This window comes from Rickettsia monacensis (assembly GCF_000499665.2).
GTDB classification, from domain to species: domain Bacteria; phylum Pseudomonadota; class Alphaproteobacteria; order Rickettsiales; family Rickettsiaceae; genus Rickettsia; species Rickettsia tamurae.
This window is the reverse complement of the sequence record NZ_LN794217.1, coordinates 1,033,860-1,048,456: the sequence shown is the minus strand read 5'-3', so window position 1 is coordinate 1,048,456 and position 14,597 is coordinate 1,033,860. Positions and strand designations below refer to the sequence as shown.

Here is a 14,597-nt window from a genome sequence, read left to right as displayed (position 1 = left end):
ACAAGTATATATAATAACAACTTAAAAAATAATAATTTATGAACGATTTAAAGAAAACAAAAAATACTACAATTTCTAAAGATTTAGCAGAAGTACAAGAGCATTATCAAGATTATCCTTATCCTTTCAGAGACCCAAATCAAGAAAAAGAACGTTTACTTGCAATTTGCGGTGAGTTCTTAGGAGAATTAAACCATTTTCTATATAAAGGAAAAGAAAATTTTAATAATAATTTTAGATGCTTAATAGCAGGTGGCGGCACCGGTGATTCAACTATTTATCTTGCTGAACAGTTAAAAGATAAAAATGCCGAAATAATATATCTAGATTTTAGCAAGCCTAGTATGGAAGTAGCACAAAAACGTGCAGAAGTACGAGATCTTAAAAATATTAAATGGATTAATGATTCAATATTAAATATACCTAATCTAAAACTTGGAAAATTCGATTATATAAATTGTATCGGCGTGCTTCATCATTTAGCAAATCCTGATGAAGGTTTAAAAAATCTAAAAGATTCTTTAAAGCCGACCGGCGGTATGGGTTTAATGGTATATGCTAAATACGGACGTACCGGTGTTTATCAAATTCAGGATTTAATGAAAATGATAAATAAAGATACTAAAAGCCGTGTCGAAGAAGTAATGAACGGGAAGCTAATTCTAGATAACCTGCCTGCTACTAACTGGTATAAAAGAGGTTGGGAGTTATTTTCAGATTACCAAAATTTCGGTGATGTTGGAGTTTATGATATGTTCCTGCACAAACAGGATAGAGCCTATTCCGTTCCTGAGTTATATGAATTCGTAGAAAAAGCAGACTTAAATTTTGTTGATTATCTTGATCCTTTAGAGAAAATTTTATTAAGACCGGAAAATTATATAAAAGATTTTTCACTTCTGCAAAAAGTTAAAAAGATGGATAAAGTAACTAGAGAAGCAATTTCCGAAATACTTACCGGTAATATTATTAAACATTCATTTTACGTATCAAATCAAAAAGATAGTGTAGCCTCGTTTGATGATCTTGATAATATACCGTACTTCCATAATATCGCCAATTTTGCTAAACAAATTTATGAACATTTGGAGTCTAATCCTTCAGCAGTAAATAATGTTATTAATTTTACTATTAATAATGGAGTGCTAAATAATGTTAATATCTCAATATCGATATTTAGAAGTACTAAATATATTTTCAAATATATGGTAGAAGAGAAAAGTTTAAGAGAAATATTTGATGCGGTACGCAGCGAATTAAACCAAGAAATAAGCAATGAAGTCTTATTAAACGAAGTTAAAAACGTATTCTTTCCATTACTTAATACAAATGTGTTATTGTTAAAATCAAAGGATTTATAGAGTTACGTGGATTGGTTTATCCGTCATTGTGAAGAGAGGTTACCTGAGTCGTCATGAGCTACGCAGCCGTATGCTGTGCGGTAATCTCATGAAATAATAATAAACTTTGATTCCTAATTTAAATAAGTATATTACTTACCTTTAAACTTAATTGCTAACTCAACTTTTCAATTATAATCTATTAATAATAAAATAATGAACACAACTAATAAAGAATCCACAGAAGAACTTAACAATAACAATCATAATAATTTTGCAGAGAACGGTAATATTATTAATTTAAAACAATTAAAACGTAAATTACCGGAGGAACTACAAGCTAAAGCAGAAGAATTAAAAATTGAAAATATTAATTCATTACTTAAACAAGAATTAGTTTTTGCAATTTTGAAAAAATCCGTAGAGCAGGGAGGTTTAATAGTGGGAGAGGGGGTACTTGAAGTACTACCTGACGGATTTGGTTTTTTACGTTCGCCGGAAGTAAACTATTTAGCAGGCCCTGATGATATTTATATCTCTCCTAGTCAGATTCGTCGTTTTGGTCTACGTACCGGTGATACGGTAGAAGGTCAGATCAGAGCTCCAAAAGCCGGGGAGCGTTATTTTGCTTTACTGAAAGTCAATAGAGTAAATTTTGAAGACCCTTCTAAAGCTTATCATCGTGTTCATTTTGATAATTTAACTCCCTTATATCCTGATGAAAAACTAGGATTAGAACTTGAAAATAATAGTAAAGATAGTAAGGATTTTAGTACACGAGTTATTGAACTTGTTGCCCCTATGGGTAAAGGGCAACGTGCATTAATAGTAGCACCGCCTCGTACAGGTAAAACCGTATTATTACAAAATATAGCACATGCAATTACAACCAATAATCCGGAAGTATTTTTAATAGTACTGTTAATAGACGAAAGACCTGAAGAAGTAACAGATATGCAACGTTCCGTGCGTGGGGAGGTTGTTAGCTCTACTTTCGATGAACCGGCAAGTAGGCACATGCAGCTTGCAGAAATGGTTATTGAAAAAGCAAAGCGTTTAGTAGAACATAAAAAAGATGTGGTGATTTTAGTAGATGCGATAACACGTTTAGCTCGTGCTTATAATACTGTAGTACCATCATCAGGGAAAGTATTAACGGGCGGTGTTGATGCTAATGCACTACAAAGACCGAAAAGATTTTTTGGAGCAGCAAGAAATATCGAAAACGGCGGCTCGCTTACTATAATCGGTACGGCTTTAATTGAAACCGGTTCTCGTATGGATGAGGTAATTTTTGAGGAGTTTAAAGGTACAGGTAATTCCGAGATAGTTCTAGATCGTAAGATTGCCGATAAGCGTATTTATCCGGCTATTGATATGACTAGATCAGGAACTAGAAAAGAAGATTTGTTAGTAGATAAAATAATATTAAATAAAATGTGGGTTCTTCGTCGTATTATCGATCCGATGGGTAGCAGTGAAGCAATAGAATTTTTACTCAAAAAACTTGAAAATACTAAAACTAACGGTGAGTTTTTTGAGATGATGAAGAGTCCTGAACGTCCTAAGAACGGTTTATAATACTTGATGTCATTCCTGCGAGGCCGTGGGGGGTGGCATGGATCGAAAAACGCACTCAGTGTCATATACCATGGCTTGGCCACGGTATAAATAATTTAAAGCACTATAGTATTTTAAACTGGATCCCGCGATCAAGTCGCGGGATGACAGCGGCGGAATTAATCCACGCAACAATGCTTCGCGGGAATGACATCGAATTTAATACAACAACGCCTTGGATAACTACAAAAACATAAGAAATCATGAATATATCATCCGATTATTTAATTGAAAGAAGACAAATAAAATCTCGTTTGTTAATTTGGAAGCTAGCAGCTATTATTTTAATTGCTATCGTATTCTTACTAGTCGGTAAAGATTTTGCTCCAAAAGAGGTTTTACCTATTAATAGTAATGAAGACTATATAGCTTCCGTATTAATAGACGAAATAATTCTTGAAGACGAAAAGCGTGACAAAAAGCTCAAAAAAATAATCGATGATTCTCATATTAAAGCGTTAATAGTTAACGTAAATTCTCCCGGCGGTACGGTAGTCGGCTCTGAAAAAATTTATAATATTCTGCGTAAAATATCTGAAAAAAAACCGGTAGTGATAGTTATGGGAACAATAGCTGCAAGCGGCGGTTATTTAATCTCTCTTGGAGGTGATTATATTGTCAGCCATAACGGAACTATTACGGGTTCAATCGGTGTAATACTACAAACAGCCGAGGTAACGGAACTTGCTCAAAAATTGGGGATTAAATTTAATAATTTCAAATCGGGTGAATTAAAAGCCGTCCCAAATCCTACCGAAAAACTGACGGAAGCAGTGCGGGTAGCCATTATGGAAAATATAGAAGATACTTATAATTTCTTCCTTGAACTTGTTTCAGAGAGGCGTAATCTTCCTATAGAAGAAGTAAAAAAGCTCGCAGACGGACGAGTATATTCAGGTCGTCAGGCTTTAAAGTTAAAGCTTGTGGATGCTATAGGTTCGGAAGATACTGCATTAAAATGGTTACAGGAAGTTAAGAAAATTAATGTTAATCTACTAGTTAAAGATTATCAATTAAAACCAAAACCAAAATTAATGGACATAATACTTGAAGATTTTGATAGTATAACACCTAGTTTTTTTAAAAATAGTTTTAACGGAATCAAAGCGATTTTTTAATAATGGTTACTAAGAATTATTTAATAGATAAAATACATGATAAGCTGAATTATCTTTCTAAAGAAGATGTTAAAGATTCAGTAGATTTAATTTTAGATTATTTAAACGAATCTCTTAAAGAACAAAAGCGTATCGAAATCAGAAATTTTGGTAATTTCTCTATCCGCAAACGCAAATTCCCTGAAAGTAGAGTTCTTTCCAAATTCGCTTATAGAGAGGAATTTGAAGGAGACACGGAACGTAGCACCGCAGCGTACAAAAGCGTACGTGAGGATGCGAGTACCGGATCGACATACAAATTACCTCTAGAAGTAGAGTTTGGGAAGAACTCTGTCGAAAAATTCTATAATACGGTTTATTACCGAATGCCTAAAAATTTATTTAAGGAGTAAATAAGTTATGGAATGGTCTAAATATAATACTATAGAGAAGTGGACAATAATAAAAAGCATGGTACTACATAATAATATTTTTTCCATCATATTGAAGATTTAGAACTCTTCAAAAAAATATTATCGATAGATGGGAAGCTGGTTATTCAAGCACTCAATATAGACTCTCTTTATATCACGATATTATAGGTAATGGGAAATATGATTCTTTTTTTTGAAGCATTATATAACGTGCTGCTAATGAATTACGCAAGAGTGGGATAATCATTTCTGGTGGCGGAGTTAGATCTGTGTGGTTACGTCATGATTTAGAAAGTTTCAAAAAACGTCTAAAAGCTCTAGAGACTAAATTAACCCTGATTATGGATAAGGAATAGAGAGGAAGGAAGGTTGCAAGAGTTATTAAACCTTATATAAATAGGGCACTGAAGGAGTAAAATAAAGGTTTAATAACATGTGTAAATATACTACAATATTTTGTATAGTAGATAAATTTTGTAAAATTTATGAGAAATGGGTAAAACATCAATTGCTGAAAAGTAATAAGCAAAGATTTAGAGAAGGTAAGCTTTCCTTAAGTGAAGAACTCTCAATAATGATTTTTACCATTTTAGTGCATATAAACATTTAAAAGCTTATTACCAAAACTTTATTATTAATGGTAATTTGTTCAGGAATCCACCTTGTTATGAGAGATTTGTTCAGCTTATTCCTTCATTATTTCTGCCATTGATTGTGATGTTACATTACTTAAGTGGGAAAAGAACGGGAATTTATTATGCAGATTCCACACATTTTGCAGTATGTAAAAATATCAGAATTAATTCTAACAGAACTTTTAATAATCTTGCAAAAAGGGGACGTAGTTCTGTCGATTGGTTTTTTGGATTCAAGCTTCATATGATAATCAATGATAAGGGAGAAATTATTGCTGTTAAAATTACCAAAGGTAATGTTGATGACAGAATTGCATTTGAAGCAATGGTTATCAAAAAGGTCTAAAAGGTAAGTGTTATGATGATAAGGGGTTTATTTCAGAAAAAATGTTTACAAAACTTTATAAGCAAGGTTTAATAAAAATTACCGGAATAAGAAAGGATATGAAAAACTATTTATTACCTCTTTTGGATAAAATCCTTTTAAGGAAGAGATTCATTATCGAAACCATTTTTGGCTACATAAAAGAGAATTTTAATTGTACAAGTTACGACTTAATCTGACAGAGTTGAGTAATAAGGCAGCTTGATGGGCAATCATCAAATTGTCTGATATTCTCTCTATATTACCAATATTTTTATCTATATTACCAATATTACCAATATTTTTATCTTTAGCAATATAAAGTGAATCTGTAAAAGATTGCATTGGTGTTTTACCAAAGCAATGTTTACCGGAATGAGGTCTTGCATTATTGTAACTCACAAGCCAGTTATCTATATCTGTTTGCAATTCATCAAGTGAATTATAAAATTTTTTGCGGAATAGAATGTGATAGCACTCTTCCTGCATAGTTTTATGGAAACGCTCACAGATACCGTTGGTTTGAGGACTATATGCTTTAGTTTTGGAATGATCGATATTCTCAATGCCAAGATATAGTTGGTAAGCATGGTTTTCTGGTTTTCCACAATATTCCGTACCTCTATCAGTTAATATTCTAAGCAGAGGGATATCATGGTTTGCAAAGAATGGAATAACCTTATCATTTAAGTGGTCTGCAGCTGTAATAGCCGTCTTTTCGGTATAGAGTTTACAAATAGCTACTCCTCAATAGGTATCGACAAAAGTTTGCTGATAAATACGGCCTATGCCTTTAATATTACCAACATAGTAAGTATCTTGTGAACCAAGGTAGCCAGGGTGCATAGTTTCTATTTCACCACTAGCTTCACGTTGGTTTTTAACTTTTTCAAGAACAGCAAGTTGATTATCACTTAAAACAATACCATCATTTGCTACTTTAGTCTCTAGAGCTTTTAGACGTTTTTTGAAACTTTCTAAATCATGACGTAACCACACAGATCTAACTCCGCCACCAGAAATGATTATCCCACTTTTGCGTAATTCATTAGCAGCACGTTCCTGACCAAATGCTGGAAATTCAACAGCTATATTAACTACAGCATCCTCTATATTTGCGGGCACACGATTCTTAATGCAAGCTTTACGTCTAGTCATCTCATATAGAGCTTCCCCCCTCCCCACCTTGATCATGGAGCTCTTTGTAACGATAAAATGTATCCCTGCTATAACCCATTACTTTGCAAGCTTGTGATACATTCCCTAATTGTTCAGCGAGTTTTAATAAACCGATTCTTGGCTTTATGATTTTTTCTTGATATGTTGTCATCTGACAGTCTCCTTTTTAGTAGGTTGTTAAAACTTGCCAGGTACTATCTTATCTTTTTTCTTCGTACCCAACAATCCTTAACTGTCAGATCAATTCTTTACTTTTACATATTGTCTAATGTTAATCTCTTTTGACACCCAATAAATGCAAAAGTTGTTGATGCGATATTCATCTTGATAACTTCTTGGGCTTCTTTCATTAAGGATCAGATATCTTTATCATATTGGCTATCTAGCAACTTATCTGATTGTAATTATTAGAAAGGAATTGCTTTCACGAGATTTTCCCTATGCTTAAGAGTATTTCGTCACATTGTCAGGGTAGCTCTTTTTCATACCCTTAGATTCATCTAGTGACATAGATGGTTTCCTGCCTAGCGGAAACAACTCTTTGATACAACCTCGTGTCATACACTATTATATGGCTTTTTGGTTATTTAGGTATATGTTAAATATTGATGAATATCATATGAAAGTAATAAAAAACAAAAAATTTCCTTTCATATATCCTTGAGTGTTTTATAATGGCATACAAAATAGAGTTAATTTTATTCTACATTTTGACCAAATTTGGTCAAAATGATAATAGAAATAGAAAAAATACTTAAATCACAATTAATATAGCCAAAAATTTAATCAAAGCCGGTAAAAAACTGACTTAATAGCTACCTCAACCGGATTAAGAAGGAAGAGGGTGAGAAACTTAAATAAATTACTCATACATGTATTTATTATCATTTATATTAGGAGGATTAAATGCATTACTCCGTCAATTACGTTTATCAATTAGCTCTATAGAGTTTTATAAAGACGTATATATAAACTATCAAGGATACGGAATAAGATATTTATTTACCGTGTCTTTTATTTCGTCAATAATTTATTGTATTTTTATATTAAATTACATAATAACTTTAAAAGATTATTTTAACGGAATACAATCATCAAAAGTTACAGACAACATTGAATATATTATCAATCAATTACCGGAAATTAAATATAATAATTCAAAAATTTCAGTTGAAGAAGTAGAGCCTATATATTTATATAGTAAAAATAACAATAAAATAGTCGTCATTGATACAAAAAATCAAGTTTCTAATAAAGAAAAAAGCAAAATACCGTTTGTACTTGAAGAGAATAAGCTGAAGATAAATTTAATTGTAACCAATACTAAGAAAAACTTTCCAAGTACTGTTAACTATTCTGAGATATTCAAACAAAATGAAGTAATTTTAACTCCTGAAATAATAAAAAAATATTTTGCTGATAATTTATTATATGCACCAAATTTATTTATTTATTTCGGTATGCCGGCTATTATATTATTTTGGTTTGTAACATTCTTATTAGAGAGAAGTATTATAGTTTTGTTAGTATATAGCTTAGCTAATTTACTTACTATTAAAACTTCAATACAAACTTCTATAAGGTTAGTAATGTTTTCAAGCGGAGTCCTGATAATATTACAACCGGTTATTATTATATTAATACCGGAATTAAGCATATTATTACAGCTACTACAAATGTTTACAACTTGTTTAGTATTTGTTGCTATTTGGCAAATTAACAAGAGCCTGTCGAGTTATATATAAGGAAGAATTTAATTTAAAATTATTTATGATACTTTGATCATCTTTTCTACTTCTCCCAGACCCTACACAATTAAAGAAAGCATGACGAGCTTGAATCTCATTTGAAAAAAAATCCAGCTTCAGCAATCTTTATATATTGTGTCCTGTATATTGTGCATCTTTATTTATTGTGCTACAAAATTGCTGAGCAAGGTTTGTAGCTTCTTGTAAATCATTTAAAGAGTAATTTATAACTACGCTTGCTGGTGTAAAACTTATTACTGTTGGATGATAGCGAGGAGATTCAGGAGTTATTATACATGAAGTTAATTCAAAACAAATAATTAAATAAAATCTTTAATTTGCCTAAAATATAGATGTTTTTTGTCATAACTATAATAGTTTATATTAACAAGCTAATTTTTTATTAAATAATATAATTATATACTTGACTAAATTACTTGGGTATTGTAGATATAAAACAATTTTAAGTTTTAAGGTTATATGATGCTGACGACGAAAGGAAGATATGCCGTAATGGCAATACTTGAAATGGCTTCAAAATCAAGTGCTGAACCGGTCACTTTGAATGAAATTTCCGTAAAACAAAATATATCGCTTAACTATTTAGAGCAGATATTTTCTAAACTTAAAAAAGCTGATCTAGTTAAGGCTATTAGAGGATCGAAAGGTGGGTATATTTTAATAGGTAACTTAGAAGAAATAAAAATTTCTGATATTATGGACGCCGTTAACGAAAATTTTATAATGACTACCTGCTATAAGAAATCAGTTAAAACTTGCGTACCTGATACAATAAAATGTAATTCGCATAAATTATGGAAAGGTCTTGGGAAGCATATTAGAGATTATTTTGAAAATATATCCATTAAGGATGCTTTAGAGCTAAGTATTATTTAAATATATGATATATTTAGACCATAATGCTACTACTTCTATCGACCCTAAAGTTAAGGAATTCATAATAAGTTTGATGGACAAGGAGCTTAACCCTTCATCAACACATAGTTTAGGTAGATTTGCTAAGAATATCATAGAAACGGCACGTTCGCAAATAGCGGCGGCTCTTGGTGTAACCTTATCATCTAGAGAATATGATATTACCTTTACGTCATCGGGAACTGAAAGTAATAATTTAATAATGAAAAATTTTTATGACGGCGATATTTTTATTTCAGCTATTGAACATTTATCGATCTATAACCGTATAAACTACGCTCCAAATATTAAAGTTATAAGAGTTAATACGCAAGGGCTAGTTGATTTAGAACATCTAGAAGAGTTGTTATCTCAGAGTAATACTAGTAAAAAACTAGTTTCCGTAATGATGGCTAATAATGAAAGTGGGGTTTTGCAAGATATAACCAAAATAAGTGAAATAACTAAAAAGTATTATGCAAGATTTCATAGCGATTTAGTGCAAAGTTTTGGCAGAATACCCATAAATATCAAGGATTTAGGTTTAGATTTTGTGACGATTTCAGGGCATAAAATAGGAGGGGGGCAGGGTGGTGCTGCTTTAATCTCTAACTCTAACTTTCAAGTTACTCCAATGATTATAGGAGGAGGGCAGGAAAAATCAGTACGCTCAGGCACTGAAAATGTTTTAGCTATTGCAGGGCTTGGTTTGGCAGCTGAATTAACAACAAAAGATATCTCAGAAAAATATATAAAAATCAAAAGCTTACAGGAAGTTTTAGAGAAAAAATTAAAAGAATATCCAAACGTAAATATTGTTAGTAATAGCGTAGCGAGATTACCTAATACTACCTTAATTACTATACCGAATACGGATGCACAAGTGAAATTAATCGGGTTTGATTTACGTAATATTTGCGTAAGTTCCGGCTCTGCTTGTTCATCGGGAAAAATATCTAAATCACACGTATTAACCAATATGGGTATGAATGAAGAAGAAGCAAAATCTTCGATTAGGATATCTTTAAGTCATACTAATACGGTAAGTGATATAGAAACTTTTATAGAAGCTTTTGAGGAGATTTACGATGTCATTCCCGCATAGGCGGGAATCCATAAAAATAAAAAAAGACTGAACCCCGTGGTCAAGCCACGGGGTGACGAAAAACAAACTATTTAACATGTAACCATATGAACCCACAATTAAACAATTTAACCTTACCGATATATATGGATTATCAGGCAACAACGCCACTAGATCCAAGGGTAATGGAAGCAATGTTGCCCTATTTTACTACCAAGTTCGGGAATCCTCATTCACGTAGCCATTCTTTCGGCTGGGAAGCAGAAAACGCCGTTGAAGGGGCAAGAAGTAGGGTAGCAAGGTTAATAGGAGCGGATACTAAAGAAATTATTTTTACCTCTGGTGCAACCGAATCTAATAACCTTGCAATAAAGGGAATAGCAAAATTTTACGGCAATAAAAAGAATCACATTATTACTATAGTTAGTGAACATAAATGCGTACTTGACGCTTGCAGGCATTTAGAGCAAGAAGGTATAAAAATCACATACTTACCGATTAAACCAAATGGAATAATCGATTTAGAAATATTAAAAGAAGCTATTACCGATCAGACTATGTTAGTTTCAGTTATGGCAGTTAATAATGAAATAGGTGTTGTTCAGCCTTTAAAGGAAATCGGGAAAATTTGTCGTGAAAGAGGCGTTTTCTTTCATTCCGATATTGCTCAAGGTTTTGGTAAAATTCCAATTGACGTTAACGAGTTTAATATTGATCTTGCCAGTATCTCAGGACATAAAATTTACGGTCCGAAAGGAATAGGGGCCTTATATGTAAGGAAAAAACCTCGTGTGCGTGTTACGCCGCTTATAAACGGTGGCGGGCAGGAGAGAGGTATGCGTTCGGGTACGTTACCGACTCCTTTAATCGTAGGGCTTGGCATGGCTGCTGAAATAGCGTATAGTGAGATGGAAAAAGATACTAAGCATGTAAATTACTTATTCGACAGATTTTTAAATAATATACATAGCCGAATTTCAGAAGTTTATTTAAACGGTGATAAAAATCAAAGATATAAAGGTAATTTAAATTTAAGCTTTGCCGGAGTTGAAGGAGAATCAATTATCCTTGCCATTAAAGATTTAGCGGTTTCCTCCGGTTCTGCTTGTACTTCTGCCTCTTTAGAGCCGTCATATGTTTTACGTTTCATGGGAATCGGTGAAGAGCTTTCCCATACTTCAATCAGGTTCGGCATAGGTAGATTTACTACCGAGCAGGAAGTTGACTACGCAGTAAATTTAATATGCTCAAAAATCGATAAACTAAGGGAATTAAGCCCTCTTTGGGAAATGATGCAAGAGGGGATTGATTTGAAAAAGATTAAATGGGCTGTACATTGAGAATATCGTCATTGCGAGCAGCCGTAGGCTGCGTGGCAATCTCGTCAAATATCCTGAGATTGCTTCGTCAAAACTTGCAGTTTTTTCTCGCAATGACGGCTCGGGTATTCACGCAAGTATAACATACAAAACCAAATTTTAGAGAATAACAATGGCTTATAGCAAAAAAGTGATAGATCATTATGAAAATCCTCGTAATGTTGGATCGCTTGATAAAGAAAATAAAAATGTCGGGACGGGACTAGTTGGAGCTCCTGCTTGCGGTGACGTTATGAAGTTACAAATCGAAGTTGATGATGACGGGATTATTACAGATGCTAAATTTAAAACATTCGGCTGCGGTTCAGCTATTGCTTCAAGTTCTTTAGTAACGGAGTGGGTTAAAGGAAGATCGGTAGAAGATGCTGAGACTATTAAAAATACCGAAATAGCAAAAGAATTGTCACTTCCACCGGTAAAATTACATTGCTCACTACTTGCTGAAGATGCAATAAAGGCAGCTATAGCCGATTACAAACAGAAAAAAGACTCTTAAAAAACATGAAAAATGTTATTTCATTAACCGATTCTGCTGCAAAGCAAGTAAAATTGCTAATAGAAAAACGAGCCAAGCCTACCTTTGGTATTAGGGTAGGGGTTAAGTCAGGCGGTTGTGCTGGTCAGACTTATTCCGTTGAATATGCCGATAGTAAAAATCAATTCGATGAAATAGTTGAAGAAAAGGGCGTACGGATACTAATCGACCCTAAAGCATTAATGTATATTCTAGGTTCTGAAATGGACTATGTAGAGACTAAATTCAAATCCCAATTCACTTTCACCAATCCCAACGAAAAAGCTAATTGCGGCTGCGGCAAATCTTTTAGCGTATAACACTTTAAAATCAATAAAGGTTTTAAAATATGTGTAACTGGATTTATAATAAAATAGAGGGGATAAAGATTGAGCAAGAGTATGGATATTTTTCAAGAGATATTCGCAAAAATATTTTCATACTTTTGTTTTTCTATGAAAATATATGATTTGAAAAATAGTCATATTGTAGGAGGAAAAGATACTAGTGGGCATTATGAATATGTTAATAATACAAACACAACCGGACATTTAGACAAGTTTCAGGATAAAGATAATATCACTATTCTAGCAATTACAGTACATCCATAAAAAGTCAATTGCGGTTAACTATTACACCAATAGCTTTATTTTAAGAAAAATCATGCGAATCACCGGAAAATGAAATCTCCCAGCCTACTTCGATATGATTAGGATCGCTTATATTATTATATTTAACTAAATCCTGAACAGAAGTACCGTAATTTTGTGAAATTTTTGATAAAGTGTCTCCTGATTTCACTGTATAAACTTTAGCGGTGCGATTTGGCATATTAACTTCTAAGATTATTTTTGATAGCTTAAAAAGCTATCAATCTTTTGTTTAGAAATCAAGAGTAAAATAATTATAGTAGTTTTAACTATTGCTAAAAATCATTATTTCAGCTAATTTAAAGCTGTTTCTTTAAATTAGATTAATATGTCACAGAAATTAGGTTTCTGGGCGGTTTTTGCCTTAGTAACCGGCAGTCAAATCGGTACTAGCGTTTTTATATTGCCGTTAAGTTTAGCACCATTCGGTATATACAGCATTTGGGGCTGGGTACTTTCATTATTCGGTGCTATGAGTATAGCACTTGTATTTTCTACACTTTGTGCAAAATTTCCTAAAACAGGCGGTCCGCACGTTTATGTACGGGAAAGTTTCGGGGATAAGATAGCTTTCTTCACCGGCTGGACTTACTGGGTTATATCCTTCGTCAGTACAAGTATAGTTGTTATCTCTGCAATAGGTTATCTAACACCTTTTTTTAAATCACAAGCGATTTTGGATTTAACATTACAGATAATATTATTAGCTGCTATTACGGTTTTAAATTTAAAAGGTCCTGAAGTAGCAGGAAAAGCAGAGTTTTATTTGACTCTCTTAAAATTTGTTCCGTTGCTTGTAGTAGGTTTATGTGCATTATCTCATTTTAATATAGATAATATAACTATAGCTGAAGAAGTAGAAAGTTTAAGCATTCCGAGTATTATGGGAAGAGTTGCACTTCTTACTTTTTGGGGATTTATCGGAGTAGAATGTGCAACTACTACAGCAGGAGCGGTAAAAGATCCGGCAAAAACCATTCCAAGAGCCATAATAGTTGGAACTTTCTGCGTAGCAGTTTTATATATTATCAATAGCGTAGGTATAATGGGATTAATCCCTGCTTCTGAACTTATTAGTTCTAAAGCTCCTTATGCCGATGCCGCTTCATTATTATTCGGGGGTAAATGGTCAAGCGTAATTACGGTTATAGCCTCGATTATATGTATAGGTACACTCAATGCTTGGGTACTAACTAGCGGACAAATTGCTCTAGGACTTGCAGAAGACGGGTTATTACCGAAATTTTTTGCTAAGAAAAATAGCAATAACGCTCCAACTCACGGAATTATTGTAAGCTGCCTTGGCATTGTGCCGTTATTAATCTTTACGGCAAATGATAATTTTGCCAAACAGATTACACAAATAATAGATTTCTCGGCAATAACATTCTTATTCGTCTATTTAATTTGTAGCTTAGCATTTTTAAAAGTAATTCTTAGTTCAAAAGAAAATTTTTCTTATTATTATTTACTTATAGCCATAATATCGATTATCTTTTGTGCTTGGGTTATCTATGAAACACCTGTTAAAACTCTAATTATAGCTAGCTCCTTTACTATTCTCGGTATTCCTTTATATTATGGATGGTATACTCGGTGAATTTCAAAAATTGGCGTTATCGTCTAGCAAGTTCTGCG

Annotated in this window: 15 protein-coding genes and 3 pseudogenes; 16 read left to right on the top strand and 2 right to left on the bottom strand. The window is 32.8% G+C overall.

Features of this window, described 5'->3' with window-relative positions; translation table 11 throughout:
• The first annotated feature begins 38 nt into the window (after window positions 1-38).
• The 8 genes and pseudogenes from RMONA_RS05515 (at window position 39) to RMONA_RS08625 (ending at window position 5,690) form a co-directional block, all read left to right on the top strand.
• The gene (locus RMONA_RS05515) at window positions 39-1,361 is read left to right on the top strand and encodes a class I SAM-dependent methyltransferase (protein WP_023508206.1); all 1,323 of its coding nucleotides are present in this window, start codon (window positions 39-41) and stop codon (window positions 1,359-1,361) included.
• A 195-nt stretch (window positions 1,362-1,556) separates the two neighbouring features.
• On the top strand, window positions 1,557-2,921 hold the full coding sequence (rho, locus tag RMONA_RS05510; RefSeq protein WP_023508207.1) for a transcription termination factor Rho: 1,365 nt from the start codon (window positions 1,557-1,559) through the stop codon (window positions 2,919-2,921).
• A gap of 32 nt (window positions 2,922-2,953) precedes the next feature.
• Entirely contained in the window at window positions 2,954-3,157 is a 204-nt protein-coding gene (locus RMONA_RS09355; protein WP_023508208.1) for a hypothetical protein, read from the top strand.
• A gap of 6 nt (window positions 3,158-3,163) precedes the next feature.
• Window positions 3,164-4,078 (top strand): signal peptide peptidase SppA, encoded by a 915-nt coding sequence (gene sppA / locus RMONA_RS05505; protein ID WP_023508209.1) that lies wholly within the window; start codon window positions 3,164-3,166, stop codon window positions 4,076-4,078.
• Between the two features lie 2 nt (window positions 4,079-4,080).
• Window positions 4,081-4,266, top strand: a pseudogene (locus RMONA_RS09685) (HU family DNA-binding protein); the annotation flags it as partial.
• Between the two features lie 434 nt (window positions 4,267-4,700).
• Window positions 4,701-4,823: pseudogene (locus tag RMONA_RS08630) on the top strand (IS481 family transposase); the annotation flags it as partial.
• Between the two features lie 385 nt (window positions 4,824-5,208).
• Complete coding sequence (locus RMONA_RS05495) at window positions 5,209-5,472, top strand: transposase (protein WP_046058374.1); 264 nt, start codon at window positions 5,209-5,211, stop codon at window positions 5,470-5,472.
• Window positions 5,473-5,513: 41 nt separating this feature from the next.
• Window positions 5,514-5,690, top strand: a complete 177-nt coding sequence (locus RMONA_RS08625; RefSeq protein ID WP_242402797.1) for a transposase — start codon at window positions 5,514-5,516, stop codon at window positions 5,688-5,690.
• On the opposite strand, the pseudogene RMONA_RS05490 reads toward RMONA_RS08625, so the two are convergent.
• A pseudogene (locus RMONA_RS05490) lies at window positions 5,662-6,820 on the bottom strand (IS481 family transposase). The gene RMONA_RS08625 and the pseudogene RMONA_RS05490 overlap by 29 nt on opposite strands.
• A 721-nt stretch (window positions 6,821-7,541) precedes the next feature.
• Here RMONA_RS05490 and RMONA_RS05485 point away from each other — a divergent pair.
• The 7 genes from RMONA_RS05485 to RMONA_RS05455 all read left to right on the top strand — a co-directional run bounded on the left by RMONA_RS05485 (window position 7,542) and on the right by RMONA_RS05455 (window position 12,920).
• Window positions 7,542-8,414: a DUF1189 family protein gene (locus tag RMONA_RS05485; protein WP_023508212.1), complete on the top strand. Its 873-nt coding sequence runs from the start codon at window positions 7,542-7,544 to the stop codon at window positions 8,412-8,414.
• Window positions 8,415-8,897: 483 nt separating this feature from the next.
• On the top strand, window positions 8,898-9,314 hold the full coding sequence (locus tag RMONA_RS05480) for a Fe-S cluster assembly transcription factor (RefSeq protein ID WP_037231814.1): 417 nt from the start codon (window positions 8,898-8,900) through the stop codon (window positions 9,312-9,314).
• Window positions 9,315-9,318: 4 nt separating this feature from the next.
• Window positions 9,319-10,437, top strand: coding sequence for a cysteine desulfurase family protein (locus RMONA_RS05475; RefSeq protein ID WP_023508214.1), 1,119 nt, complete (start codon window positions 9,319-9,321; stop codon window positions 10,435-10,437).
• 86 nt (window positions 10,438-10,523) lie between these two features.
• On the top strand, window positions 10,524-11,756 hold the full coding sequence (locus RMONA_RS05470; protein ID WP_023508215.1) for an IscS subfamily cysteine desulfurase: 1,233 nt from the start codon (window positions 10,524-10,526) through the stop codon (window positions 11,754-11,756).
• Between the two features lie 151 nt (window positions 11,757-11,907).
• Entirely contained in the window at window positions 11,908-12,291 is a 384-nt protein-coding gene (gene iscU / locus RMONA_RS05465; protein WP_023508216.1) for a Fe-S cluster assembly scaffold IscU, read from the top strand.
• A 5-nt stretch (window positions 12,292-12,296) separates the two neighbouring features.
• Window positions 12,297-12,629, top strand: a complete 333-nt coding sequence (locus RMONA_RS05460; RefSeq protein WP_023508217.1) for an iron-sulfur cluster assembly accessory protein — start codon at window positions 12,297-12,299, stop codon at window positions 12,627-12,629.
• Between the two features lie 150 nt (window positions 12,630-12,779).
• Window positions 12,780-12,920: a hypothetical protein gene (locus RMONA_RS05455; RefSeq protein WP_157699836.1), complete on the top strand. Its 141-nt coding sequence runs from the start codon at window positions 12,780-12,782 to the stop codon at window positions 12,918-12,920.
• Between the two features lie 40 nt (window positions 12,921-12,960).
• On the opposite strand, the gene RMONA_RS05450 is transcribed toward RMONA_RS05455, so the two are convergent.
• Window positions 12,961-13,140: a LysM peptidoglycan-binding domain-containing protein gene (locus tag RMONA_RS05450; protein WP_023508219.1), complete on the bottom strand. Its 180-nt coding sequence runs from the start codon at window positions 13,138-13,140 to the stop codon at window positions 12,961-12,963.
• Window positions 13,141-13,287: 147 nt separating this feature from the next.
• Between RMONA_RS05450 and RMONA_RS05445 the strand changes: the two genes are divergently transcribed.
• Window positions 13,288-14,559: an APC family permease gene (locus tag RMONA_RS05445; protein WP_023508220.1), complete on the top strand. Its 1,272-nt coding sequence runs from the start codon at window positions 13,288-13,290 to the stop codon at window positions 14,557-14,559.
• Window positions 14,560-14,597: the final 38 nt, after the last annotated feature.